The organism is Afipia sp. GAS231, from assembly GCF_900103365.1.
In the GTDB taxonomy this organism is placed as follows: domain Bacteria; phylum Pseudomonadota; class Alphaproteobacteria; order Rhizobiales; family Xanthobacteraceae; genus Bradyrhizobium.
This window is the reverse complement of the sequence record NZ_LT629703.1, coordinates 954,208-977,154: the sequence shown is the minus strand read 5'-3', so window position 1 is coordinate 977,154 and position 22,947 is coordinate 954,208. Positions and strand designations below refer to the sequence as shown.

Below are 22,947 nucleotides of genomic sequence, written 5' to 3'. Positions count from 1 at the left end.
TTTCTGATGAGGCGGTTACGGATCGGTCTGGCGCTGGCTGGTATGGCGGTGTGCGTGACGGCGCTCGCGCAAGTGGCGCCGCATGCCCGCGACGCCTTTGCGGTGCTCGCCGCGCAGGACGACCCGGCTGACCTGGCCGATCTGCAGGTCAATTCTGCTATGCGAAACAACCCGGCGTTGGTCTCCGACCAAATCGAGGCGGCGCTGACGGCCGGCGACGCCGATCTGGCGGCAAGCTTCGTTGAACTGGCGCGCGAGCGGAACATCGCCGTCGGCGACGAGCTGTCGAAACGGGTCGCCGATGCCGTCACGGAAACCAGTTCCTCCTCGCATTTTGCCAAACGCTTCGCCACCGGTCTGGTGACCGGCAATGCCGACGATGTCGCCAGCCTGTCGGGTACGGTGGCCGGCGATCTCTTCGTGTTCGGCGATATCCGGGACGTCGTGCGCGAAGGCAAGCATCTGGCGATGGGCGAGGACACCGACCGGCTGGTGCTGGGTCTTGCGGCCGCCGGCCTTGCGGTGACCGCCGCGACGTATGTCTCGGTCGGCGGTGCCGCGCCGGTGCGCGCCGGCCTCACCATGGTCAAGGATGCCCGCAAGGTCGGGCGGCTCGGTGAAGGGCTGACCGAGTGGGCCGGCCGCTCGGCGCGCGAAGTCGTCGATGCACCTGTGCTGCAGCAGGCGGTCGCCACAGGTTCCGTGCTGCGCCCGAGCGAGACCGTCAGCGCGATCAAGGCGGCATTCCGCGCCGAAAAAGCCGGCGCGCTGGTGCGGCTCGCCAAGGACGTCGGCCGCGTCGGCGAAAAGGCCGGCATGCGCGGCGCGCTCGATACGCTGCGGATTGCCGAGGGCCCGAAGGATGTCGCCCGTGCGGCGCGGCTGGCGGAAGCCAAGGGTGGGCAAACCCGCGCGATCCTGAAAATTCTCGGCCGCGGTGCGCTCTTACTGGCAGCCGGCGCGTTCAATCTGTCGATGTGGGTGTTCGGCGCGCTCTTCGCGCTGTTCGGTTTCCTGTCGTCGATCAAGGCGACCACCGAGCGCGCCACCGAGGCGTGGCTGCGGCGCAAGAAGGCGCGCCGCCTCAGGAAGCAACTCGCAGCGGCGCGCTTGCCGCAAGGTCCCGCGCTGGCAGGCTCTGTCGCCCAAGCCTAGAATTCTGATCCCCCAAAAACGGCAAAAACGGATTGCATGATGCCGAGTTTCCACAACGGCGCAGTTGAAATTGCCTATCTCGACGAAGGTGAGGGCGATCCTGTCCTGCTCGTGCACGGCTTTGCCTCGAGCAAGAACGTGAACTGGGTCTATCCGACCTGGGTTTCCGACCTGAAGAAAGACGGCCGCCGCGTCATTGCGCTCGACAATCGCGGGCATGGCGAGTCCGGCAAACTCTACGACGCCGCGCAGTACGAGATCGCTGTTATGGCCGACGACGTCATCGCGCTGATGGATCATCTCGATATCGCCCGCGCCGATGTCATGGGCTATTCGCTGGGCTCGCGGATGACGGCGGTGCTCGCGCTGAAGGCGCCGCAGCGGCTGCGCTCGGCCATTCTCGGCGGCATCGGCATCGGCCTGATCGAGGGCGGCGGCCCCGGCGAGAGCGTGGCGCTGGCGCTGGAAGCGCCTGATCTGGAGGACGTCACCGATCCGGTCGGGCGCACCTTTCGCGCCTTCGCCGACCAGACCCGTTCCGACCGCCGTGCGCTCGCCGCCTGCCTGCGCGGCTCGCGGCGATTGATGACGCGCGAGGAAGCTGCCGCGATCACCGGTGTGCCGGTGCTGATCGCGGTCGGCACCGCGGACGAGATCGCGGGCTCGGCTCAAGCGCTCGGCGAGATCATTCCGGGCTCAGAAGTGCTCGATATTCCGAACCGCGACCACATGCGCGCCGTCGGCGACAAGGTCTACAAATCGGGCGTTACCGACTTCCTGTCACGCCGACCGTGACGGCTCGTCGCTGCCGGTGAAATGCCGGAACGCTGCGATCAGCACCACCAGTGTCGCAAGCCATGCCACCCGCGCGCCATAGCGATCATGCGGGCCGGAGATCACGGCGCAAATCACGGCGTTGCCGAGCAAGGCGAGCGAGACCGTACCGGTCAGCAGCGTCAGATCGTCGAACGGCCGTAGCCGCAGTCCACGGCCGAACAGGATCACCGCCAGCAGCATCGAAGCCAGCGCCACGGGAACGTGGACAGTGTTGATCGCCGTGAAGTCGAGATGCCCGTGCTGCTGCCGCGCTGCGCGCATCGCCTTCAACTGGGCTGGAAGAAAGTGCTCGAAAATCCCGTAGGTGTGGCCGAGCCAGACATTGTTGCCTTCGCCGGTGGCGACATGGACCAGTTGCTGCGCTGTGCCGGCAAGTGCCGCGCCGGTCTGCCAGGCCGGGTATTCGGCGAGCGAATGCAGCACGATGAAACCCATCTCGTCGTTCAGCCCCTGAAAGCGGCCGAGCGTGTTGAACATGCTGTTGCCCCACAGGAACTGGTCGGCGGTGGCCGGCAAGCGGTCACGATAGGGGCAGAGCTTCAGTGGCTGCTGCGGGCAATGGTCGTCGAGGTAGCGCGCGACGATGCCGTCTTGCATCATTCGTCCGAACGCCACGCCATAGCCGCCGGGCGTCCACGCCACCTGTCCCGACAACGCGAAATTCGTCGACAGCAGCAACGCGGCACCTGCGACGACGGTGAGGCTGCCTTGCGTCAGTCCGGCGAGGGAAATCCGCCCGCGCGAAAATGGCCTGATGATCCAGCCCACGGCGCAGAGTCCGAGCAGCACCGCGAGCGTAGCGCTGTGGGTTGCGGCGGCAAAGGCCGTCAGGCCGAACAGCAGGCATTTCTCCGGCGTCGAGGTCCGCTCGCCATGCACGGCCAGGATGAAGAGCGACAGCACCGACAGGCCTGCGAAAATATCGGTCAGGAGCATGCTGGCAAGCCAGGGCAGTGCGGTGGTCAGGATCAGCACCAGGCTGATCGCCAGAAGCCGCAAAGGCTGGGCCATGCCGAGCACGCGCAGCGTCAGTTGCAGGATCCACAATGTGGCCAGCGCCTGGATCCCGAGGTTGATCCAGAAGCCGGAATCCTCGCCGAAATGCAGATAGAGGCCGAACGCCGTCGAGCGGCTGGGCACCAGATAGCCTTCATACCAGCGTGCCAGGTAGCCGCCAGTGTCCCACTGCAGCAGCGGATAGCCGTTCCAAAGAGCAGGGGCGAGCAGCATCAGGGGGATGGCGGCGGCGGTAATCCAGACCGCCGGCGAATAGGCGATCCGCGCGCGCAAAATCTGCGTGTTGATGTGACTTCCCCCCGGTTTGGGCCAGCATGCCGGGAATGCCGCGGAGCATGAAATTCTCCAATAGTCGGACGCGGCGCGGCTTGATTTCCGGAAATTGCCAACCACCTTGAACTAACCCCGGTGCCGATCCGGGGCGTTCGGCCGGGGTCCTGCCGAAGGCCACCCGGGACAGAAGTCCAGCCGCCGTGCTATAATATCCCATCAAAATGCGAATTCGCGAGAGCAACCATGGCAGTGCATCAGGTCAATCCGCAGGGTTCGAAGTTGGCCGCGCTCGATCCGATCTGGGATCGCGTGCGGGGCGAGGCGGAAGATATCGTTCGCCGCGAGCCGGAGTTGGCGTCCTTCATCTATTCGACCGTGCTGCATCACGAGCGGCTGGAAGCGTCGGTGATCTTTCGCCTCGCCGAGCGGCTCGATCATCCGGCGCTGTCGGGGGACCTGATCCGCGGCACCTATGACGAGGCGCTGCGCGACGAACCCGATATCGGCAACGCCTTCCGCGCCGATCTGGTCGCGGTGTTCGACCGCGATCCGGCGACTTCGCGCTTCATCGATCCGTTGCTCTACTTCAAGGGTTTCCACGCGTTGCAGACCCATCGTCTGGCGCACTGGCTCTATCAAAAGGGCCGCAAGGATTTCGCCTATTATCTGCAGAGCCGCTCGTCGGCGGTGTTCCAGACCGACATCAATCCGGCGGCTCGAATCGGCCGCGGCATTTTCCTCGATCACGCGACCGGCTTCGTCTGCGGCGAGACCGCGGTAATCGAAGACGACGTTTCGATCCTGCACGGCGTCACGCTCGGCGGCACCGGCAAGGAGAACGAGGACCGTCATCCGAAGATTCGCCATGGCGTGCTGATCGGGGCGGGCGCGAAGATTCTCGGCAATATCGAGATCGGCCATTGCGCCCGCATCGCCGCCGGCTCGGTGGTGGTCAAGCCCGTGCCCCACAACGTCACGGTGGCAGGCGTTCCCGCCAAGATCGTGGGTGAGGCCGGCTGCGCTGAGCCGTCGCGCACCATGGATCAGATGCTCAACGCCATCGGGCTTTGATTCATAAGGCTTTCTGCCCGCCTGGTTTGTGAAGATACGGCTGGCAGTTGGCGTCGTCTCGTCCTAAAACGTCCCGGAAATCTCAGAATCCGATTGGAGACGACCCGTGGACGTTCAGGAAGTCAGGAAGCTCGACGCCTATCTCAAGCGTGTGTTCGGCAACCAGAAGATCCGCGTCGTGCCGCGGCCGAAAAAGGACGATTCCGCCGAGGTCTATATCGGCGAGGAGTTCATCGGCGTGCTGTTCGTCGATGACGAGGACGACGATCGTTCGTTCCAGTTCCAGATGGCAATCCTCGAGGAAGACCTCGCCGATCTCGGCTGAGGCCAAATGAGGTCGGGGATAGCGCTGCTATCCCCGGGGTAGCGCCGCTACCCCTTCGGCCCGTGCATCTGCACGGTCAAACGCTCCATCGCGTTCGCCACGTCGCGCCATTGCGCAAGCCAGCTTCTCGGAAAACGGAACGTCAGGTCGGCGCCGTCGACGCGGCGCTCGGCAAGGCACATGCCGGGCGTCATGCCGTCGCGGGTGCAGCGGGCGTTGAGGCCGGGTGCGCCTGCCGAGAACAGATCCTCATTGGCATAGGGCGAGCCGTCGCGGAACGCACGCATCGTCAAGCCGTCGTCGATCGGCGTTGAGACCTGGTCGAGGTAGCGCGGATAGATGGTGCGGACCCTGGTGTCGGGCGCCAGCGTGTCGTGATGGGCTGATATCGACAGGAAGATCCGGTCGATCGGCTGCGGCGTGCCTTCCTCGACCATATCGGCGCTGACGTGCCTGGGCGCTTCAGGGGCCTCGAGCGACGGGAACACGAAGCTGAGATCGACGCGCTCCTGCGGACCGGAATGGCGCTGGATCTTGCGGCGGATCGCCGACGTCGGCACGTTGAACAGGGTGGTGCCGACGCTGACCGGCAATCGCTCCGGACCGCCAGCAGGATTGGCGCCCCAGGTCGGCCACAGCAAATAGGCGACCAGCGCGATGGCCCCCACGGTGAGCGTTGCCGCCGCCACGATCAGGACCATGTGGCCGCGCGGGTCCTTCCGCGTGTCGCGGGCGATGTGCTGGGCTGTGGAGAGGAAGGTCATAAAGGAGGCATCGTTAAGTTCGAATCACCTGGCGAATATGCCATGTGTCCGGACAGTTCCGCATGATTTCGCCGGGATAGTGGCGGGGAGAGCCATGCACAACCGCTGTTGCAACCGTCGGCTGTTAACCTTTCCTTAAGGATGAGGTGGCGGGAGGCCTGCGATTTTGCGAAAGCAGGCGCGGTTTAGTCGAGTAGCGGAAGTGTCCATGTCGCCCGATGCGTTGAATTCCCTGTTCTCCCTCTGCATCGGCTTTGCGTTCGCAGGCGCCTTGGCCAGCGGCTATCAGGCGATGGCGGAGCGGCCCGCGGGTTTCGCACTGCTCGGCGAGGGCGTGGCGCCGAAGACATTTGCGGCCGTGCCGTTCCTGGTGTTCGCCGCTCCCTTCATCATCATGCGCAACACGCTGCGCGGCGCCAAGATCGAGCGCCGGCGCTTCGAGTTCGTGATGATGGCGACCGTGCTCGCGGGCTTCTGGAGCCTGATGTCCGGCACGTTCTTCCTGATGACGTTGCGCGCCGCCGGGGTGCTGGCCTGAGGCCTTATCTGCCTCGCTTGATCCCGCGCCAGCGGCCATGCCAAGGTCTCCGTGAACGGAGACCTTTTTGTTATGGCGATCTACGAACTCGACGGGCAGGGACCTGACCTTCCGGCAAGCGGCAACTATTTCATCGCGGATACCGCCGACGTCATCGGCAAGGTGCGGCTGCTGGAGCAGGCCAGCGTCTGGTTCGGCGCGGTGCTGCGCGGCGACAATGAGTGGATCGAGATCGGCGAAGGCTCCAACGTGCAGGACAATTCGACCTGCCATACCGACCGCGGCTTTCCGCTCACGATCGGCAAGAACTGCACCGTCGGCCACAACGTCATCCTGCACGGCTGCACGCTGGAAGACGGTGCGCTGGTCGGAATGGGCTCGATCGTGATGAACGGCGCCCGGATCGGCCGCGGCAGCATCGTCGGCGCCGGATCTGTCATCACCGAGGGCAAGGAATTTCCCGAACATTCGCTGATCATCGGTTCGCCCGCGCGCGTGATCCGTACGCTGTCGCCCGAGCAGGTCACCGCGATGGGAAGTGCGGCGAGATTCTACGCCCTCAACGGGCCACGGTTCAAAAAGGGCCTGAAGAAGATCGGCTAAGCCGCTCCCGCCGTTTCCTTTTCGTTGACCTGTTCGATCTGTCCTTTACCGGCGCGGCGGTCTTCGAGCCGGCCGCGCTCTTGCGAAGCGCATCCTTGAGATCGATCGGGATGCCGTGTTTCTTGAGCACGTCGGCAAACGCTTCCTCCGCCAGCTCCTGAATCGTCGCCATCCGGTCGCGCCCAAGCTCGGACAGCTTGGCGAACGTGTCTTCGTCAAACGCGATCAGCTTGCGCACGCGGCTCTTCCTCGTCGGGGTCGTGAGATGCCTTCAATGACTGGTGAAGCCGATAGTTCCCGGAACCAGCTGGGCGCGCTGCCGTTAAGCTGTAAAGGGAGATTTCCGATGATCCGGACATCCGCAATTATCGTGATCGCGGTCGGCGCGATCCTGATTTCCCCGGCCATATCCCTGGCCCAGAGCAGCGGCGCAGCAAGCTCGTCAGGCGCGGCGACCACGCCCGGTACCAATAGCGCCGGCACCGCGCAATCATCAGGCGCGAACACGGCGCCGGGGGTGACGACGGGCTCGGCGGGATCGCTCGGAACGGGCACGGCGCCACCGCCGCAGACCAGCACTGACGCCGCCATCAACGCCGAGAACAAGGCGATCGACCGCAAGCTGAACAGCATCTGCCGAGGCTGCTGACGTGCGGTCGCGCAGAAGTGAGCAGATTGTTCAGGCGGCCGCCGTCAACTCGTCCTAGATTTATTTCACGATCCTATGGGTCCGACGCCGAAAGCGTCGATCGGTTCAACGCGAATGATCACGGAGGATGGGATATGTTACGTAAAGCGATGATCGCGTTATTCGCGATGGCGTCAGTTGCCGTGCTCGTGCCGGGCACCGCGTCAGCCCGCGGCGGGTTTGGCGGCGGTGGATTTCACGGCGGTGGTGGCTTCCATGGCGGCGGGTTTGGCGGCGGTGGTTTCCGAGCCGCAGGCATTGGAATGGGTGGCGGCGGATTCCGCACCGCGGCCATTGGCGGTGGCGGTTTCCGTTCAGCTGCGATCGGCGGCGGTGGATGGCATGGCGGCGGTTGGCACGGGGGATTTCGGCACCGCGGATTTCCGTTCGCTGCGGCGGCTATCGGTCTTGGAGTCGGCTACGGCCTCTACGGTTACGGCTACGACGACTATGACTACGGCTACTACGGCGCCTACCCAGCCGCCTACGACGACTCGTATTATTATGGTGACGGTGGTTACGGAGATGGCGGCTGCTATGTCGTTCGGCAGCGCGTGATGACCCCCTATGGCTGGCGCAGCCGTCCGGTGCAGGTGTGTAACTGAAGTCTTGGCTCTCCAACGGGTTTCGCCGAACTGAGCGCTCGGCGGAAGCCTTGGAGATGAGCGATTGGGGATGAAATCTGCGGCCCCGGTGTTTTGATCACCGAGGCCGTTATGTTGCGTAGTGGTACGCCGTTTGCATCGCAGCAGGGATGTTGAACATGCTCACCACCCCGGCTTTGACGTTTGTCTTCCTGGGTATCGTTGTCAGTTTGGGCACAGCGTTCGTGTGGGTGCTCTGGGAATTCGAACAAACGTCGAAGCATGCCCTGTCGAAAGCGCATCGTCCCCGCGATCGCGTGAGATAGGCCGTATCAAACAGCCAGCGCGCAGCCTTGGCTGCGCGCCTGGTCTGCTGCGCGCTCTAGCTTAGTACGCCGTACTTCTTGAACCAGGTCTGCATGTTCGCCCACGCGTCGTCGGCGGCTTCCTTGCGATAGCTGGCGCGATAGTCGGCGTGGAAACCGTGCGGGGCGCCCGGGTAAAGCTTGAACTCGGCAGTCTTCTTGTTCTCCGCGAGCGCCGCCTTCAGAGCTTCGACGGTGGCGACGGGAATGCCGGTGTCGGCCTCGCCATAGAAACCGATCACGGGTGCCTTCATGTCAGGCGCGAGCTGCGTCGGGCTTTTCGGCCAGAGCGGGTTCGGCGGATCGACCGGCGGCCCGTAGAACGCAGCACCTGCCTTCAGCGCGGGGCTGTGCGCGGCATATTCCCAGACCGTCCGTCCGCCGCGGCAGAAGCCGATGATGCCGAGCTTTGACGTATCGCCGCCTTGCGACTTGGCCCAGGCGACGGTGCTGTCGAGATCGGACAACAGCTCGGCATCCGGCTTCGAATTCACGATCGGCAACAACTGCGGGATGTCAGTGATCTTGGTGAGGTCGGTGCCTTTGCGGAAATAATAATCCGGCGCCACTGCGAGCGCGCCGAGCTTGGCGAGGCGACGCGTCACATCCTTGATGTATTCGTGCAGGCCGAAAATCTCCATCGCCACCAGCACGACCGGCGGGTTGCTGACTCCCTCGGGCCTGGCGAAATAGCCGGGCATCTCGCCGTCCGCGACCTTGATCTTGGCATCACCGGTGGTGAGGCCGGTGGTGTCGGTCTTGATCACGTCGGCCCGCACCGGACCGGCGGCGAGCGTGTAACCGGCGGCGACCGCGGCTGACGCGGTCATGAAGCCACGGCGCGAGAAGGGTGCGATTTTTGTCAGTCCGATCACATCCGAGGTCAGCATCGGTTCGGCACTCATTGGGAATCCTCCATTTTCAGGAGGCGCATTCAGCTTACAAACCGGGACGAACGCAAATCACCTGCTTGCGAGGATCTGGCTGGTTCATGGCGATGAGGACATGCCGCGAAGGGACAATTGTAGGGGCACAAAAAACAAGGCCGTCGACGCAGTATACCGTCAACGACCTTGCCAGCCCCGGACATTGAAATCGGCTCACGCCATCCGGTGAATTGCAGGATGACGCGGATTCTCACGGGCGTATGTGAACCAGTTCACACTCGGCCCACAAAAGTTCCGGCGGGCCCATTTTTGCCATTCCGAGGCCGGAAATCGCCATGAAGGCTGCCGGCCAAGGTTGAACGCGGGGCTTTGGGCTGGCGACTGATGGGGACCGTCGTCCCGGAGTGGCTGCCGCCGCCATGAAAACACTGATCTTGCTGCTGGTCATGTTGGGTGTGGGGCTTGCCGGGTGGATCGGCTGGCGGCGCAAACCACGCAAGCACGATCCGGTCGAATATTTCAGCGGCTGGGACGGCTACGGACTTCCGATCCGCCTGACCGGCCGGATTACAAAGGACGAGGCGGATGCCATCGCCGGCCGGGGGAATGCCTACATGATCGGCTATTTCGATGCCGACAATCGGTTGGTCCGTAACGTCAAGATACTTCGCGGCGCGGTCTTCTTCGAGCACGTCTATGAGTACTATCCGAGCGGCAGGCTCAGGCGCGTCAAGGCCACCAACCCTGATGGCGTGGAGACCGTGCGGGAGTATCGGCAAAGCGATCGTGCGGGATTCTTCTGGTAGCGCGTGACAGCCCGGATCGCATCCGGGGCGTTACGCCGTCAGGCGTCTGCCTCTGTCCGTTAGCCCTGCGTCTTGCCGCGCTTGCGGTTCGCGCTCTTGATCGCGTGCGGCTTGGCCTTGGCCGATCCGCCGGCCGACCGCTTGCGGGCCGTGGGCGGGGAGGCCGGCTCGTTAGCCTGCGCGCTCGCAAAGGATTCTCGTAGCCCCTCGATCGACTGCGTCAGCGTGCCGACCTGTTCGGAGAGCTTTCGCGTGTCGGCCTGCTGTGCGGCCAACAGCCGGCGCACGGTCTGCAACTGGTCCTGAACCACCTGGAGCTGGTCGATTGATTCCTGCTGGGTCGCTTCCAGGCCCTTGGTCTTTTCGACCAGTTGCTCGGAGGCCTGCGCGGTGCGCGCCTGCAATTGCCGGGTCGCGACAACGCGATCGGTCTCGGGCGTGGTGCCGGTATAGGCGCGCCAGGCCGTCATGGAGCCTATTCCCAACAGGACGATGGCAAGGGCCGCGGCGCCGATCGCGATCGGCTGTCCGCCGAAGCGTGCGAAAGAGCTGGTATTCCGGGAGGTGAGTTCGGGCATGAGACTCCAAAAGCCGGACGTGATTTGCAATGTCTCAGAGTATCACACGCTGTACGGCGCTCAAACCCGGGATTTACCGGTTATTTACCCAATCTCGCCGGAAAGCCCTTTGGAATCAGACTTTTCCAGGGCGACCTTCCATTCAAATCTCGCAACCACAGGGAAAGCCGCCGGATCTTCCGGCGGCTTTTTGTTGGTGACAGCTTGATCCGCTTAGCGCCGGATCACGGGTGTGATGGTCGGTATGCGCACCACAGGGGTGGGCGCCGTTACGATGCGCACTGCGCCGACGGTCGTGTGGATCGAGGTGATCGCAGGCGTGTGCACGGCCGGAGCGTTGGCATGGACCGCCGTTGTGATCGTGCGAGCGAAAGCCGACTTGCCGATCGGAGCAGCTAACCTCGACGTGCCGGCCTTCTCATACATGCCGCCGCCAACCGGACGGTCGCCATTCGACCTGGTGCCGGTGCCGGCCTTCTCGTACATGCCGCCGCCAACCGGACGGTCGCCATTCGACCTGGTGCCGGTGCCGGCCCGCTCATACATGCCGCCGCCGACCGGACGGTCGCCATTCGGGGTGGTGCCGGTGCCGGCCCGCTCATACATGCCGCCGCCGACGGGGCGGTCGCCATTCGGTGTGGTGCCGGTGCCGGCCCGCTCATACATGCCGCCGCCAACCGGACGGTCGCCGTTCGGCGTGGTGCCAGTGCCGGCCCGCTCGTACATGCCGCCGCCGACCGGGCGGTCGCCATTCGGTGTGGTGCCGGTGCCAGCCCGCTCATACATGCCGCCGCCGACGGGGCGGTCGCCATTCGGTGTGGTGCCGGTGCCGGCCCGCTCATACATGCCGCCGCCAACCGGACGGTCGCCGTTCGGCGTGGTGCCAGTGCCGGCCCGCTCGTACATGCCGCCGCCGACGGGGCGGTCGCCGTTCGGCGTGGTGCCGGTGCCGGCTCTCTCATACATGCCACCGCCGACCGGACGATCGCCGGGACCGGGCAAGGCAGCGCCGGTGCCCGCGCGCTCCCACATGCCGCCGCCGACATACCGGTCCGTCGCGGATGCCGGGCTGGTCGCGAACGATACGCTGGCGAGCAGGGCCGTGGCGCTGAGGGCCAGAGCGAACTTGCGATTTGCAAATGAAAACATGGTCATTCTCCTGGGTTGGGGCGGTCAATCCGGCCCGATGTTCCCAAGGACGGACCCGCCTGGTTTTTTTGCAGGAGGATTTTTGCGCCTGGAGACAATTCTTCGGCGCTGGCAGATCCGCCGAGGCAAGGTGAATTCCCTGCGCGATCGTCTGCTAATATCATTGCGGGATCGAGATTTCGGGGAGCGTCAGTATGGGGCAGGGGGAAGCCGGTAAGAACTTCGATGCCTGCTGCAAGGATATGGCGACTGCCATGTCCTTCCCCAATGGACGTCACTTCTTCGTCGAAGAGGGCGCGCTCAAGCTGACCGTTGCCAAGACGCCGCTGCAGGGCGGCGGTGAAGCCGTACTGGAGAGTGCCGTTCGCTTTTGCCCGTTTTGCGGCCAGTCAATCCAGCTTCGGACCTGATCGTCCGGCCGAGACTGCAGCCACGCCGCCGCAGCGCGTCTTTGCACGCTGCGGAGACTTCGAAGTCAGGTTACCAGCTGTAACGGATGCCGGCCGAGCCGCCGATGGTCTGCGTGGCGACAAACCCTGCTGTCTTCATTCCCGCCAACCCCATGCCATGGACATCCAGGAAGGACGAGAAATTGGGGGTCCAGATCACGTTGATCCGGCCGGATCCGCGGGCACCCAGTCCGGCATCGGTGGAGACGAGCGCCACCGGCAGGCCGGGCACGGCTCCGGCAAGGATTCCGGATTGCGAGACGTTCTTGAAAACCTGGCCGGCGATCTGTGGCTGAATCTTGTAGGTCATCCACATCATCTCGGTGCCGATGCGGGCGCCGGCATGAAATTCCGTGCTGTCACCCGTCTTGGTGCCGAAATTCGCGGTGTACAGCTCCGTATAGGTCACGCCGATCGTGGGCTCGATGTAGAACTTGTACGGCAGATCGTATTTGTACTGGGCGTTGCCGGTGTAGCTGATCGAGCTGCTGGCGGCCGGCGCAACGCCGCCGTTCAACGCGCTGGGGCGCGACCAGGTCGCCGACGTGGTGAAGTCGGCGGAGAAGCCGCCATTGGTGTAGGCCAGCGTTCCGGCGCCGGCGGACGTGTTGATATCCAGACCGAAGGTGTGGGCCCAAATTCCCGTACCGGTCGCCACGAATGTCAGCGCGTCGCTCGTCGTGAAGATGCCGATCTTGGTGACGTCGACGGCAACGGTACCACTCGGCGCGGACGTCCCGACGCCGCCCGATCTTGTTTCGTCGATGGCGCCGATGACATTGACGCCATAGAGCCAGGTCGGCGGCGGTGCTGCCGCCATCGGCGGTGCCTTGGCGTAGCCGAGCGCGTCGAAGGCATGCCAGACGCTCTGTTCGAACGGGTGCCGGCTGTCGAACTCGGATCTTTCGCCGCTAAACGCCGCCACGCCCGTTCCAGATCCGGGCGCCATTCCCCAGCGCTGCAGCGGGGCCTTTGCCGACCACAAGACGTTCTGAACGGCGTTGAGGTTGATATACTGCTCAAGCACCATGTCGGCCTTGGCCTGCGTCGCACCGCCGCCGGCGATACCGGTGATCGCCAGCGTCGCGACAATACCTGTTCTGGATAATGTCACAGAAATTTTCACATGCGCCCCCGCAGTGAGAGGAATTCTCTGAATTACAAATTTCCCGGAATTGACCGTCGTATTGGGCCACACGGGGCGAAAAGGGCTAGTGCGCCGAAGACACACCGGGGCAAGGAAAATCCCAATTCCCCGGAAATCCCGCGCCCGTAGGGGGTCGGCCTCTACCCTGAAGAACAGAAAGCCCGGGTTTTTCCTTTGTGCAGGTGGGCCGACCTGTATTAGCTTTTTTGAACCCTGAGCATCCCCTGTGGGATTGGTCCATGCTTCAAGCGAATCCGCGGCCCGAACTGGACCTTGTGAAAGCGGTTTTGGCCGGGGATTCGGCTGCCGCGCAACGGTTTCTGGACGCCACCGCCGATACGCTCTGGTCGGTCGTGGTCAAGCTCGAAGGCGACGGACCGGAGGGCGAGCAAGCGTTCCTCGGGGTGATCGAGGGCCTCAAAGCTGACGGTTATGCGCGGCTCAGGCCGTTCGACGGGCAGGGGCGCCTCTCCACTTATCTCGCCATCGTCGCGCGCGATATTCTGGCCGACCGGCTGGCGCGCAGTTTCGTCGAGGCGCCGGGCAAGAGCTGGTCCCGCTTCGAACGCTTCTTCGGGACGGATATTCGTCGCCGGGTGGCGCAGCGATTTCCCAGGGAAGCCAGCACCGGCCAGCGTGACGATGCCTATCAGGAGGTTTGTCTCAAGTTCATCGAGGACAACTATCGCCGGATCCGTGCCTATGACGGGCTTGGCAGCTTTACCGGATTCATTCTCACGATTGCCGAACGCATCCTGATTGATCTGGTCCGGCGTGATGCGCCGAGGCGACGGCTTCCCGCAGCGGTCGCGCGCCTTCCGCAACTCGACCAGGACATTTACACGGCCATCGTCTGGAACATGCACGCGGCCGACGCCGACCGGCTCGCGATGACATTGCGCGGCCGCTTCGAGCGCGATCCCGATGCTGCGGAGATTGGAGCCGCGATGGCGCGTCTTGCCGAACTCGTGCCATTGGCGCCGGCCACCGCATCACCGCGAAACCAGTTGGTCTCGCTGGACAGTTCGGGAGAGGACGGGGAGGGATTGTCGGTCCCGGATTCCGGCGGAACTCCCGAAGATCAACTCCTGGAAAGCGAGGAAGAACAGACCCGCGCATCGCTGCTGGCCGCAGTCAAGGCTGCCGCCGCCGAATTACCGCCGCAAGACCGTCTTTATCTTCAGATCGTGTTCTCGGCGACCGATCCGATGCCGGCGCGCGAAATCGCCCGCGCGATGCAGCTCCCTGTCGAAGAAGTCTATCGCTTGAAACAACGGTCGCAGCGCTGGCTGAGCGAGATTGCGACGAGGTTCGGAAAAAAATGAAATTCCCCGTCAAAAAAATCGACCTTGTCCGTCTGGCTATGAAGATAGCCTCGACCGGGATGAACAAACCATGACCGACCACTTCAAACGCGAGATCGAACGTCTGCTCGATGAGCCGCCCGCGGCCGGGCAGCCTTCGGATCGGCTGCGCTCCCGGCTGGCAGCGACGCTGTCGGAAGGGCTTAGCGACGCGTCGGCGGATGCCAATGCCGGTAATCCCGCCGCTATGGCGGCCTTTATCGACGGCCAATTGACGGGCGCTGCGCGGGACAAGTTGGCCGGCGCACTGGCGCAAGATCCGGGCCTGCGCGCCGATATGGAATCGGCTGCCGACCTCGTGTCCTCGATTGCCGACAGCCCGGTGAAAGTTCCCAAGCATTTGCTGGCGCGCGCCAGTGCGGAATTCGCTCCGGCCCCGCCGCGGCCGGCAGAGGCGCGGGCGCGATGGAGCCTTTCGCTCGCCGACCTGCTGCCGCGACAGCGGCTGGCGCTGGCCATGGTCGCGGCGCTGGTTGCGGTGGTCGCGGTGCCCGCTGGCATGATGATCAACAGCCGGCTTGGAGGCGGAGGCGGCGAGCCGGAGTTGAGCAACGTTTCCGATGCGGACATCGAAGCCGCCCGGGTGAAGGCCTGCAGGGACAAGATCAAGAAGGACGCCGAGAAGGCCGGGACGTCAAAGACGGCCGCGCCGGCTGCGAAGGAAACGTCCGACGGCTCGAAGCCAAAGGATCCTTGCGATCCGCCCGAGCCCAAGCGCGACGGCGCCGTCAAGAAATAGGCGGTTCCGTCTTTTCATTTTTATCGGGCGCGTTCGCGCGTGGTCGGTGCCTACTGACGGTTCGCGGCCGGCGTCGGCGTCACGATCGTCTCAGTCGCCTCCGCTGGCGCCACCGACAGAACGGCCTGGTAGGCGTCGACGAGACCGGCGCCGGACTGATCGTCGACGGGCTCGAGACGCCGGGCGCTCTTCATCAGGGCTTGCCGCGCGGCGGCCGGCGTCAGTCCCGGCTTGCGTTCGAGCATCAGCGCCACCGTTCCGGTGACATAGGCTGCCGAGAACGACGTGCCGGACATGCGCTGCACCCCGTCATTGGGCGCGAGCAGGATCAGGTCGACGCCTGGGGCGGCGACCGCCACATACGGGCCGCGGTTGGCGAAGGCGGGCAACTGGTCTTCCTTGTCGGTTGACGTCACGGCGATGACGTTGGGGTCGGCTGCGGGAAACAATGGCGGTGAACTGGCGCCCTTGTTGCCGGAGGCCGCAATCAGAATCGTGTTCTTGGCGTAGGCTGCCGCGAGGCCCCGCGTGACGCCGGGATCCTGCGGACCGGCGAAGCTCATGTTGATGGCGCGCGCGCCGTGCAGCACCGCCCAATCCAGTCCCTTCATGATGGCGAAAGTCGTGCCGTTATCGGCACGGCCGGTGCCGCTGAAGGCCCGTATCGCGAGAATTTGCGCCGATGGCGCCACACCCAGCAGACGGCCGTGGGCCGCAATGCCGCCCGCGATCGCAGTGCCGTGGTTATGAACTGCAACGCCTGTTCCGATCGCGTCGAAGCTGTCGGCGATGTCGCCGGCGAGATCGGGATGCGACACGTCGATACCGGAATCGATCACCGCCACGAGGACCTTGTTGCCGCGCGCCAACTGGTGCGCCTCCGAAAGCCGCAACTTTTCCTGCACGTATGACGCCGGATCGGCCTCGCCGGGAGCCGCCGGCGTCTTCGTCTCGATCAGGGCATAGAGGTAGTTCGGCTGCGCAAACAGCACGCTGGCATCGGTCTCCAGCGCGCGCACGACCGTCGTCACCGAACGGCGGTCCGGAATCCTCAACCGCGCCAGCGTGGTGCCGCCGAGCTGGAAGCTGAAGGAATCGACACTGGTGAGACGAAACCGCTGCGCCAGCGCGCCAAGCTGCTGCGGGGTCATGGCGCCCGCGACTTCGATCACGACTTCGTCGGGTACATAGCGCTGCTCGCCGGCCGGTGGGATGCCGCTTGGATTGCGGGTGGCTTGCTGCGGCGTGCCACGATCCGGCTTTTGGGCTTCCTTGGTCGCCTTGCCTTCCTTCCTGGCGGCCTGGGCCGGTTTCTTCTCGTCCGTGCTGGCGCGGCTCTTCTTGCTTGCGGTGCCGGCGGGTTGCCGGCTTCCGTCGCGCGCGGAATCAACGGCCTGCTGCACGGCATTGCTCGTGATCGATCGCTCGGTCATGCCCATCTGGGCCATGGACGGCATCGCGATGCAGCCGACGGCTGCGCCCAGCACCGCCAGCAAGACGAGACGCTTGACGGATCGTGCGTCTAACATCGGGACGCTCCTCGAGTAGTGAGGCCTGAAAAATGCCTTGGACTACGAAATAGACCTACCACGCCAGCGTATCGCGATCCAGACAATGCCGCGGCTGCGGCGAGGAAGAGAGAGTGATTGCCGATCCCTCTCTCTTCCCGGGCGAGACTTGCCGTCGGTCGCGATGCAGGCATCAGCTCTTGATGTAGCACTGCACCGCGTGAACGGAGACGGAGCCATGGGTGTAATTCGAGCTCACGCTGCCGCCACCCGCGGCCTGATAGCCCATGGTCGGCACGCACGTGCCACCGGTCGGGCCGGCAAGGCCATACACCAGCTTTCCGTTCACATAGTAGCCCTTCACCGTGCCGTACTGATCGGTGAACGCAGGATATTCCACCGGCGTGAACGTGATCTTCGGTTTCGCCGGGGCAGGCGGCGGGGCTGGCTTGGCGGTCTGCGGCTGGTTGGCCGGATGGGACGCCGACGTTGCCGGATGGCTGGTGTTCGTCGTCGGCCCGGGCGCTGACGTCGCGGGATATTTCGAAATCGACGAGATGGCGCCGACCACCTTGCCGTTCTGGTAGATCATCGAGGTGCTCTGCGTGCCGGCGCCAGCGGGGCCCTGCCAGTTCGACACCGTGTTCTGCACGGTCGCGGGCTTACCCGCGAACGTGCCCGGCCTGACCGACGAGCTGATCGGCGTGACGCTGACGGTCGGCTTGGGCACGTTGATATTGATCGTGGGCTTGGGGACGCTGACAGCGACGGTCGCGTGCGCGGCCGAAGCGGAAAGCACGATGACGGCGGTAGCGGCCAGAGCGGCCGAGAGTTTTGCAAGATCGGACATGGTCTTCTCCATTTGATCGGGACCGGCCATTCGGTCCACCAGCGCCATCGACGGACAGGCGCTGATTTTTTCGTGGCGCCCCCGGTAAAATTCTTCAGCGGCGCGCCCCGCGGATTTTCCGGCCGGCCCGCAAAAATGTCCGCGGCCGTCCGTCTTGCCCTGTCGAGGGGAACGGAAACGGCCTCAAGGCCCATCCGGTCCCGCCACCACCAACGACAGGGACCGCTCCAATGACCCACGCACTGCATCTTTCGCTGACGGGCCGGCCCGTCGAAACATCACCCTCGAACTACGGCGGCGAACTGGCCGTTGCCGAGGCGCTCGGGCTCACCTTCAAGGAGCCGGCTCCGCTGCCGCCGCCGCTGCCACGGCAGCCGGCGCAGAACTTCATCGCGCGGCACTGGCGCGGCGAGTTCTCGCTGCCGCGCTCCTACTGGATCAACCATCTGCTGCTGGGCGCCGGCGTCGGCGCGACGTTCGGCGTATTGGCTTCGCTGATCAACAAAAACGCGGCCGAGCAGCCGCTGCTCTGGCTCGCCTCGCTCGCACTGACCTGGAGCGTGATCACCCTGTTTTCGACCTGGGCGGGGATCGGCGTATGGCGGGCGGCTTCGGCCTACCGTCGCGCCGGCAAGCGCTTCTGGGGCGGGGCCGCCAAGACGACGATCGCGCTCGGCATGCTCAACCTGGTCTACAGCATCCTGTTTGTCGCGATCCCCCAGGCTTCCGGCATCTGCGAGATTCTGGCCGGCGACAAGCGCCTCGCGGCGCACCAGTTCAAGGTACTCAACAACGGAACCGTGCTGGATTTTTCCGGCGGCATCTCGTTCGGCACGGCCAAGGAGTTCGAGACCATGCTGAAGGCGATGGACAATGTGCGCACGGTGCGGCTGAACTCGAACGGCGGGCGCATCGCGGAGGCCCAGAAGATCTCCGACCTGATCCGCGCGCGGGGCCTGTCGACCTACGTCACCCAGCAATGCGCGTCTGCCTGCACCATCGTGTTCCTCGGCGGCAAGCAGCGTTATCTGCTCTCCACGGCAAGGCTCGGCTTCCACCAGCCTTATTTCCGCGGCATGACCGTGAACGACCAGCGGGTCGCGATTGCCCGCGAAGCGGCGAGGCTGCAGCACTTCGGCCTTAGCAATGCCTTCGCCCAGCGCGCCAACGCCGCGAGCCCTTCGGGAATGTGGTTTCCCGAAAAGAGCGAGCTGCTGCGTGAGCATGTGGTGACGATGATCGTCATGCCGCAGCCCGCGAAGCAGGCGCCCGTCACAGCGCCCGTGCTGCAGGCCGCCCAGGCGGTGTATCCGGGGGGTGCGCTATAGAAAAGCCACTGCCTTGCTCACGCGTCCAGGCACAGCGCCGGCGGATCGACCGCCGGCGTTTTGCTGTTGCGCGGTCGGCCTTCGGCAATTCCCGAATGTCGCGGCAGCGTGCCGTCATCGTTCGTCCGGAAGCCGCCGGAAAAGAATTCAATCAGCAGGACGCGCGCCGGTCAAAAAAGCGGAGGCGCATCCGTCTCTGGAAATGGAGGCCGGATTGGCCGGCCCTAACCTGAAGGAGAACTACCATGTCGATCCTGCGCAAAGTTCTGACCTCCACCCTCGCTGCTACGATCCTCTCGGGCGCGGCCATTCTGGCCACGTCGTCGCCCGCCGCCGCGGCCAACTACTCCTACGGCGGCGTGAGGTATTTCGGCGGCGGCCCGGTCTACACGTTCCAGAGCCACAACGGCCAGATGGGGAACGTGACGTTCTTCGGGGGGCGGCCGACGACCCTGCCGAGCCATAACGGCCAGATGGGCAACGTGACGTTCCTCGGTGGCGCGAAGCCGTACACCTATCCGTCGCACAGCGGCCAGTACGGCAACGTGACGTATCTGGGCGCCCACCCGGCGAACACGGTACCGGTGCATACGGTCCCGACGCCCCACATCGTGCAGGTTCGTCTTCCTGGCCGGCATTGAGCAAGTCTACCCGACGGAGACTCTAAGGGGCTCGGATCCGCGAGCCCCTTAGCTTGTGCGGATACGCTGGACGACCGCTTGCGGGTCGCAAGCGGGGGTGGCCAGCTCGGAAGCCTCCGCGCTGACAAAGGATTTTCGGCAGCCGGCGCACGGTCGGCAACGGATCCGCGGCAGCCTGGCGCGCAACCAACCGGCGGCAGGTCGAATCGCTAGCGCCAGTTCAGCGGTTGCCAGGCCACGGTGCATTGGCTGTCGCAGCTATTGCAGTGCACCGGCTGGTCGAAGGTGTTGGCCAGTTCCCATTGCTGCGACCGGTTGCTCCACTGCGCGATGGCATGACAGACGAGATCGTCCGACTGGCAGCGCGCACACACCGGCGCGAACCGTGTGTCGCGCTGACTGGCATTGGGGCTGGTAGCGGGCTTTGGGCCCGAGTTCGAGTTGAACGGATTGACAAGTAAAGCATGCCGCATTGCGGATCCCCGTCCGTCAGAGCTTTGCTCCGAAACGAGTCGTCAGCATGGCGCGGAGTGACGTGAATGTCTTCAGCGCATGCGCGCGCACTTGTGGATTTCGCAAAGAAGAACCTCGAGCGTTGCGGATATTCCACACTGGCGATGACCGCGGCACAAAAAGATGCGGCCAGCCTTTGGGGGAAGGCTGGCCGCGCGCGAACCGGTCTGGGACGGGGAGGGGTGGGGATGTGACCGGGTCGCGGGTTCGTAATTCCTTGTTCGTTAGCGATCGCGTGACGAGGCGGTCGCGAGCGCCGGGCGGTTGTCACCGAGCGAGACCCATACATTGGGATCGCTCTGCGACTGACGCTTGACGAAGCGGTAGCCGGTCTCGGTCCACGCCACGACGTTTTCGTTCTGGTTGTCGAGAACGAACTCGCCCTTGTCTGTTTTCACGGTCAGCACCGCATGGCCTTCGCCCTTCTTGTCGCGCACCACCGTGATCAGCAGCGCTTCGCGCGGCCATCCGGCGTCCATCAGCATCTTGCGCTTCAGAAGCACATAGTCCTCGCAGTCACCGTAACCGTCCGTCGGCAACGACCACTTCTCGATCACACCCCAATGATCCATGTCGGTGATCGGCTTGATGGTCTCGTTCGCCCACTTGTTGACACGCACCAGATCCCGCCATGCCGTCTGCGACATCACGATATCGCGCGGCTGGGATGCACCGCCGCGACACTCGCCGGGATTCTCGGCGCAGAATTCGACCCATCCGATCGGCGAACGTGTGGTCTCGCCGAGGCTGGCATAGAGGGCGTCGGCGGCTTTCGCCGGGACGCTCATTGAAGCGCTCACTCCCATCAGGATGGCGACGACCGCCAATCCCTTCCCCTGTCCCCTGAACAACATTGTGGCCCCCGTTTCTTGTTGGGACCATGTTTTGCACAGAGGTTTTGCGGCGCGCCTAAATCAGGCAAGTACATTTGACGCGAATACAAGTAAAAGCTGCCGAAAATTCGATCTATACTTGAATCGAATTCGATTAAAATTTGAAACAACTGCAATTGATTCAAATTTTATGCATTAACGCGCCGCGCGCTGCGGCAGTGGCGGATCCTGGCGCAAAGGCTGCCGGCATTAACCGCATCTTGCAGGCATCGGACCGGGCAAAAGCGGGCTTCAGCCGGGCGGCGGGTGGCTTCGGGTCGTCTAAAACGGCTGATTTCGCGCGTTTGGCGCTTTACCGCGCGGTAACCGCGTCTACGAGCGGGGCACTTAATTGTTCGCGGGCGCGCTTTGGCGACGCCCTGCTTGGAGATTTCGAGGCGGCGGTACAGCCGCCGGGATCGAAACCCCGGCGGAGCGTCGTTCGAGCGGCCCTCTCTATTTGAGAGCGGCCTGACCGGCCAGCGACACCACATTGTCCTGCGAACCGGAGCCGCCGCTGACGCCGATGGCGCCGACCACCTTGCCGCCGGACATCAGCGGATTTCCACCGCGTGACGCGATGACATCATCGAGGGTCGTCAAGTAGGCAAAGTAGGGTCCCTTGCCGATCAGCGTTTCGAACACCAGGGTTGGACGGCGATAGCGGGTCGAGGTGCGGGCCTTGTGCTGCGAGACCCCGATCGAGGCATATTGGCAGTTGTCCTGCTTCTCGAAGTAGACGAGCTCGCCGCTCGGGTTCACGATCGCCACGCAGAACGCATTCCAGTTGCGCTTGGTCGCTTCCGCGACGGCGGCAGCGGCCACCATCTTGGCGGTCTCAAGGTTGATCGGCTCGCCATAGGGCGGCGGCGTCAACCCGTCCGGAACCGTATCGTTGGGATTGTCGGGGTTGGGCGGTACCTGGGCAAAGGCTCCCGTGCCCATCAAGAGCGCAACGCATACAACGCTTGCCAGCGCAATCAGACGACGCATTCAATCCTCCCAAAGGGTTTGTTTTTCGGCCCCGGCCCTGAGCCGTTCCGGGGCGCCGCAACGATAGCGTGTCTTTCGGCTCATTCCGAGGCACGAATGATTTATCGCGCTATCCGGCTGGATATATCGGTTGCGGTGTGAGCCCGGTCTCGCCGACGTCCCAATCAGTGCTTGGCAAAGCGCCGTACCCGTGCATCCATGGGTAAAAAACAGGGAGGCTTGAATGAAACGGTCCGTCTGGATTTTGCCGGCATGGCTGTGCCTGACCGTAGCTGTGCAGGCGCAAGGGAAGATCAATCCCACCGATCCACAACCGACCTGCCAGATGTGCCCGGGCACCAACATTCCCGTCAGCGAGCTCGAGGCCTATACCAAAAAGGCGCTCGACGAAAAGCTGCTCGACCAGCAGGTGCGGGACATCGATATCGGCAAAGCCAATATCGGCATCGGGATGGTCCATCGCGGCAAGCTCGACAAGCCCAATCCGGATTCCGTCGCCGAACATGACCAGATCAGCGAGGTCTATCATGTGGTTTCGGGGGCGGCGACGCTGGTGCTGGGTCCCGATATCGTCAACCGGCAGCGGCGGCCGGCGACCATGCGTACCGTCGTCGAGTTCAACGGGCCCGGCAACAACGGCTCCGAAGTTCGTGATGGCATTGCCTACGAGATCAAGGCCGGCGACGTCGTGGTCATTCCGGCCGGCACCGGACACTGGTTCACGAAGATCGAGGACCACATCGATTATCTGATGGTGCGGATCGACCCGGACAAGGTCACGCCGCTGAAGAGCGAGGCGCAGTCAAAGGACTATCTGTCGAAGCCGGCGAAGAAGGGGGAATAAAACGTTTTCAAGCGAAGCATGCCCTCGGACTTGATCCGCGGGTGGGCACCGGTTCGCGT

General features: G+C 64.1%; 27 protein-coding genes. 15 read left to right on the top strand and 12 right to left on the bottom strand.

All coding sequences use genetic code 11. The features are described from left to right. The first annotated feature begins 6 nt into the window (after nt 1-6). Nucleotides 7-1,155 carry a hypothetical protein gene (locus BLS26_RS04625; protein WP_092508842.1) on the top strand — a complete coding sequence of 383 codons (1,149 nt, stop codon included), beginning with the start codon at nt 7-9 and terminating at the stop codon, nt 1,153-1,155. 39 nt (nt 1,156-1,194) lie between these two features. Next, nucleotides 1,195-1,950: an alpha/beta fold hydrolase gene (locus BLS26_RS04620; RefSeq protein WP_092517623.1), complete on the top strand. Its 756-nt coding sequence runs from the start codon at nt 1,195-1,197 to the stop codon at nt 1,948-1,950. Here BLS26_RS04620 and BLS26_RS04615 read toward each other — a convergent pair. Continuing rightward, on the bottom strand, nt 1,936-3,282 hold the full coding sequence (locus tag BLS26_RS04615) for a hypothetical protein (protein WP_371360778.1): 1,347 nt from the start codon (nt 3,280-3,282) through the stop codon (nt 1,936-1,938). The genes BLS26_RS04620 and BLS26_RS04615 overlap by 15 nt on opposite strands. A 243-nt stretch (nt 3,283-3,525) precedes the next feature. On the opposite strand from BLS26_RS04615, the gene cysE reads away from it, so the two are divergent. Together cysE and BLS26_RS04605 are read left to right on the top strand one after the other, a co-directional pair. Beyond that, entirely contained in the window at nt 3,526-4,353 is an 828-nt protein-coding gene (gene cysE / locus BLS26_RS04610) for a serine O-acetyltransferase (RefSeq protein ID WP_092508840.1), read from the top strand. Between the two features lie 106 nt (nt 4,354-4,459). Beyond that, nucleotides 4,460-4,678: a DUF3126 family protein gene (locus BLS26_RS04605; RefSeq protein WP_092508838.1), complete on the top strand. Its 219-nt coding sequence runs from the start codon at nt 4,460-4,462 to the stop codon at nt 4,676-4,678. Nucleotides 4,679-4,725: 47 nt separating this feature from the next. Here BLS26_RS04605 and BLS26_RS04600 read toward each other — a convergent pair whose 3' ends face one another. Continuing rightward, nucleotides 4,726-5,442, bottom strand: coding sequence for a hypothetical protein (locus BLS26_RS04600; protein WP_371360777.1), 717 nt, complete (start codon nt 5,440-5,442; stop codon nt 4,726-4,728). Between the two features lie 208 nt (nt 5,443-5,650). On the opposite strand from BLS26_RS04600, the gene BLS26_RS04595 reads away from it, so the two are divergent. Together BLS26_RS04595 and BLS26_RS04590 are read left to right on the top strand one after the other, a co-directional pair. Then, nucleotides 5,651-5,980, top strand: a complete 330-nt coding sequence (locus tag BLS26_RS04595; protein WP_092508836.1) for a hypothetical protein — start codon at nt 5,651-5,653, stop codon at nt 5,978-5,980. Nucleotides 5,981-6,052: 72 nt separating this feature from the next. Beyond that, the gene (locus BLS26_RS04590) at nt 6,053-6,583 is read left to right on the top strand and encodes a gamma carbonic anhydrase family protein (protein WP_092508834.1); all 531 of its coding nucleotides are present in this window, start codon (nt 6,053-6,055) and stop codon (nt 6,581-6,583) included. Here BLS26_RS04590 and BLS26_RS04585 read toward each other — a convergent pair. Continuing rightward, nucleotides 6,555-6,821 carry a hypothetical protein gene (locus BLS26_RS04585; RefSeq protein WP_092508832.1) on the bottom strand — a complete coding sequence of 89 codons (267 nt, stop codon included), beginning with the start codon at nt 6,819-6,821 and terminating at the stop codon, nt 6,555-6,557. The two genes, BLS26_RS04590 and BLS26_RS04585, sit on opposite strands and share 29 nt — an antisense overlap. Nucleotides 6,822-6,929: 108 nt before the next feature. On the opposite strand from BLS26_RS04585, the gene BLS26_RS04580 reads away from it, so the two are divergent. Both BLS26_RS04580 and BLS26_RS04575 read left to right on the top strand, forming a co-directional pair. Further along, nucleotides 6,930-7,232: a hypothetical protein gene (locus BLS26_RS04580; protein ID WP_092508830.1), complete on the top strand. Its 303-nt coding sequence runs from the start codon at nt 6,930-6,932 to the stop codon at nt 7,230-7,232. 134 nt (nt 7,233-7,366) lie between these two features. Further along, nucleotides 7,367-7,876 (top strand): hypothetical protein, encoded by a 510-nt coding sequence (locus BLS26_RS04575; protein ID WP_092508828.1) that lies wholly within the window; start codon nt 7,367-7,369, stop codon nt 7,874-7,876. A 361-nt stretch (nt 7,877-8,237) separates the two neighbouring features. On the opposite strand, the gene BLS26_RS04570 is transcribed toward BLS26_RS04575, so the two are convergent. After that, the gene (locus tag BLS26_RS04570) at nt 8,238-9,125 is read right to left on the bottom strand and encodes a dienelactone hydrolase family protein (RefSeq protein WP_092508826.1); all 888 of its coding nucleotides are present in this window, start codon (nt 9,123-9,125) and stop codon (nt 8,238-8,240) included. Nucleotides 9,126-9,511: 386 nt separating this feature from the next. Here BLS26_RS04570 and BLS26_RS04565 point away from each other — a divergent pair, with 386 nt between their 5' ends. Further along, a complete protein-coding gene (locus BLS26_RS04565; RefSeq protein ID WP_092508824.1) occupies nt 9,512-9,913 on the top strand; it encodes a DUF6156 family protein in 402 nt (133 codons plus the stop codon). Nucleotides 9,914-9,972: 59 nt separating this feature from the next. On the opposite strand, the gene BLS26_RS04560 is transcribed toward BLS26_RS04565, so the two are convergent. Together BLS26_RS04560 and BLS26_RS04555 are read right to left on the bottom strand one after the other, a co-directional pair. Then, nucleotides 9,973-10,491: a hypothetical protein gene (locus tag BLS26_RS04560; protein ID WP_092508822.1), complete on the bottom strand. Its 519-nt coding sequence runs from the start codon at nt 10,489-10,491 to the stop codon at nt 9,973-9,975. 213 nt (nt 10,492-10,704) lie between these two features. Beyond that, complete coding sequence (locus tag BLS26_RS04555; protein WP_157676295.1) at nt 10,705-11,640, bottom strand: hypothetical protein; 936 nt, start codon at nt 11,638-11,640, stop codon at nt 10,705-10,707. A gap of 194 nt (nt 11,641-11,834) precedes the next feature. On the opposite strand from BLS26_RS04555, the gene BLS26_RS04550 reads away from it, so the two are divergent. After that, nucleotides 11,835-12,050, top strand: a complete 216-nt coding sequence (locus tag BLS26_RS04550) for a hypothetical protein (protein WP_092508817.1) — start codon at nt 11,835-11,837, stop codon at nt 12,048-12,050. Nucleotides 12,051-12,120: 70 nt separating this feature from the next. On the opposite strand, the gene BLS26_RS04545 is transcribed toward BLS26_RS04550, so the two are convergent. Next, on the bottom strand, nt 12,121-13,203 hold the full coding sequence (locus BLS26_RS04545; protein ID WP_092508815.1) for an autotransporter domain-containing protein: 1,083 nt from the start codon (nt 13,201-13,203) through the stop codon (nt 12,121-12,123). 239 nt (nt 13,204-13,442) lie between these two features. On the opposite strand from BLS26_RS04545, the gene BLS26_RS04540 reads away from it, so the two are divergent. Both BLS26_RS04540 and BLS26_RS04535 read left to right on the top strand, forming a co-directional pair. Further along, the gene (locus BLS26_RS04540; protein WP_157676294.1) at nt 13,443-14,561 is read left to right on the top strand and encodes a sigma-70 family RNA polymerase sigma factor; all 1,119 of its coding nucleotides are present in this window, start codon (nt 13,443-13,445) and stop codon (nt 14,559-14,561) included. Nucleotides 14,562-14,631: 70 nt separating this feature from the next. Next, the gene (locus BLS26_RS04535; RefSeq protein ID WP_092508811.1) at nt 14,632-15,339 is read left to right on the top strand and encodes a hypothetical protein; all 708 of its coding nucleotides are present in this window, start codon (nt 14,632-14,634) and stop codon (nt 15,337-15,339) included. A gap of 50 nt (nt 15,340-15,389) precedes the next feature. Here the strand turns inward: BLS26_RS04535 and BLS26_RS04530 are convergent, their stop codons facing one another. Together BLS26_RS04530 and BLS26_RS04525 are read right to left on the bottom strand one after the other, a co-directional pair. Further along, a complete protein-coding gene (locus BLS26_RS04530) occupies nt 15,390-16,868 on the bottom strand; it encodes a S8 family serine peptidase (protein WP_092508809.1) in 1,479 nt (492 codons plus the stop codon). A gap of 172 nt (nt 16,869-17,040) precedes the next feature. Further along, complete coding sequence (locus BLS26_RS04525) at nt 17,041-17,697, bottom strand: hypothetical protein (protein WP_157676293.1); 657 nt, start codon at nt 17,695-17,697, stop codon at nt 17,041-17,043. Between the two features lie 230 nt (nt 17,698-17,927). Here BLS26_RS04525 and BLS26_RS04520 point away from each other — a divergent pair, with 230 nt between their 5' ends. Then, nucleotides 17,928-19,025 (top strand): ATP-dependent Clp protease proteolytic subunit, encoded by a 1,098-nt coding sequence (locus BLS26_RS04520; protein ID WP_092508805.1) that lies wholly within the window; start codon nt 17,928-17,930, stop codon nt 19,023-19,025. Between the two features lie 245 nt (nt 19,026-19,270). Then, nucleotides 19,271-19,666, top strand: a complete 396-nt coding sequence (locus tag BLS26_RS04515; RefSeq protein ID WP_092508803.1) for a hypothetical protein — start codon at nt 19,271-19,273, stop codon at nt 19,664-19,666. A 209-nt stretch (nt 19,667-19,875) separates the two neighbouring features. Here BLS26_RS04515 and BLS26_RS04510 read toward each other — a convergent pair whose 3' ends face one another. The 3 genes from BLS26_RS04510 to BLS26_RS04500 all read right to left on the bottom strand — a co-directional run bounded on the left by BLS26_RS04510 (nt 19,876) and on the right by BLS26_RS04500 (nt 22,044). Beyond that, nucleotides 19,876-20,139 carry a hypothetical protein gene (locus tag BLS26_RS04510; RefSeq protein ID WP_092508801.1) on the bottom strand — a complete coding sequence of 88 codons (264 nt, stop codon included), beginning with the start codon at nt 20,137-20,139 and terminating at the stop codon, nt 19,876-19,878. Nucleotides 20,140-20,403: 264 nt separating this feature from the next. Then, entirely contained in the window at nt 20,404-21,033 is a 630-nt protein-coding gene (locus BLS26_RS04505; protein WP_092508799.1) for a transglutaminase-like cysteine peptidase, read from the bottom strand. A gap of 474 nt (nt 21,034-21,507) precedes the next feature. After that, entirely contained in the window at nt 21,508-22,044 is a 537-nt protein-coding gene (locus BLS26_RS04500) for a heme-binding protein (RefSeq protein ID WP_197681312.1), read from the bottom strand. A gap of 223 nt (nt 22,045-22,267) precedes the next feature. Here BLS26_RS04500 and BLS26_RS04495 point away from each other — a divergent pair, with 223 nt between their 5' ends. Beyond that, nucleotides 22,268-22,888 (top strand): hypothetical protein, encoded by a 621-nt coding sequence (locus tag BLS26_RS04495; RefSeq protein ID WP_092508797.1) that lies wholly within the window; start codon nt 22,268-22,270, stop codon nt 22,886-22,888. The last annotated feature ends 59 nt before the right edge of the window (nt 22,889-22,947 follow it).

Excerpts from the sequence above, each read along its gene's own strand:
- BLS26_RS04625 (WP_092508842.1), top strand. The coding sequence starts at position 7 with ATGAGGCGGTTACGGATCGGTCTGGCGCTGGCTGGTATGGCGGTGTGC.
- BLS26_RS04620 (WP_092517623.1), top strand. The coding sequence starts at position 1,195 with ATGCCGAGTTTCCACAACGGCGCAGTTGAAATTGCCTATCTCGACGAA.
- cysE (WP_092508840.1), top strand. The coding sequence starts at position 3,526 with ATGGCAGTGCATCAGGTCAATCCGCAGGGTTCGAAGTTGGCCGCGCTC.
- BLS26_RS04600 (WP_371360777.1), bottom strand. The coding sequence starts at position 5,442 with ATGACCTTCCTCTCCACAGCCCAGCACATCGCCCGCGACACGCGGAAG.
- BLS26_RS04595 (WP_092508836.1), top strand. The coding sequence starts at position 5,651 with ATGTCGCCCGATGCGTTGAATTCCCTGTTCTCCCTCTGCATCGGCTTT.
- BLS26_RS04590 (WP_092508834.1), top strand. The coding sequence starts at position 6,053 with ATGGCGATCTACGAACTCGACGGGCAGGGACCTGACCTTCCGGCAAGC.
- BLS26_RS04580 (WP_092508830.1), top strand. The coding sequence starts at position 6,930 with ATGATCCGGACATCCGCAATTATCGTGATCGCGGTCGGCGCGATCCTG.
- BLS26_RS04575 (WP_092508828.1), top strand. The coding sequence starts at position 7,367 with ATGTTACGTAAAGCGATGATCGCGTTATTCGCGATGGCGTCAGTTGCC.
- BLS26_RS04570 (WP_092508826.1), bottom strand. The coding sequence starts at position 9,125 with ATGAGTGCCGAACCGATGCTGACCTCGGATGTGATCGGACTGACAAAA.
- BLS26_RS04560 (WP_092508822.1), bottom strand. The coding sequence starts at position 10,491 with ATGCCCGAACTCACCTCCCGGAATACCAGCTCTTTCGCACGCTTCGGC.
- BLS26_RS04555 (WP_157676295.1), bottom strand. The coding sequence starts at position 11,640 with ATGTTTTCATTTGCAAATCGCAAGTTCGCTCTGGCCCTCAGCGCCACG.
- BLS26_RS04550 (WP_092508817.1), top strand. The coding sequence starts at position 11,835 with ATGGGGCAGGGGGAAGCCGGTAAGAACTTCGATGCCTGCTGCAAGGAT.
- BLS26_RS04535 (WP_092508811.1), top strand. The coding sequence starts at position 14,632 with ATGACCGACCACTTCAAACGCGAGATCGAACGTCTGCTCGATGAGCCG.
- BLS26_RS04530 (WP_092508809.1), bottom strand. The coding sequence starts at position 16,868 with ATGTTAGACGCACGATCCGTCAAGCGTCTCGTCTTGCTGGCGGTGCTG.
- BLS26_RS04525 (WP_157676293.1), bottom strand. The coding sequence starts at position 17,697 with ATGTCCGATCTTGCAAAACTCTCGGCCGCTCTGGCCGCTACCGCCGTC.
- BLS26_RS04520 (WP_092508805.1), top strand. The coding sequence starts at position 17,928 with ATGACCCACGCACTGCATCTTTCGCTGACGGGCCGGCCCGTCGAAACA.
- BLS26_RS04515 (WP_092508803.1), top strand. The coding sequence starts at position 19,271 with ATGTCGATCCTGCGCAAAGTTCTGACCTCCACCCTCGCTGCTACGATC.
- BLS26_RS04510 (WP_092508801.1), bottom strand. The coding sequence starts at position 20,139 with ATGCGGCATGCTTTACTTGTCAATCCGTTCAACTCGAACTCGGGCCCA.
- BLS26_RS04505 (WP_092508799.1), bottom strand. The coding sequence starts at position 21,033 with ATGTTGTTCAGGGGACAGGGGAAGGGATTGGCGGTCGTCGCCATCCTG.
- BLS26_RS04500 (WP_197681312.1), bottom strand. The coding sequence starts at position 22,044 with ATGCGTCGTCTGATTGCGCTGGCAAGCGTTGTATGCGTTGCGCTCTTG.
- BLS26_RS04495 (WP_092508797.1), top strand. The coding sequence starts at position 22,268 with ATGAAACGGTCCGTCTGGATTTTGCCGGCATGGCTGTGCCTGACCGTA.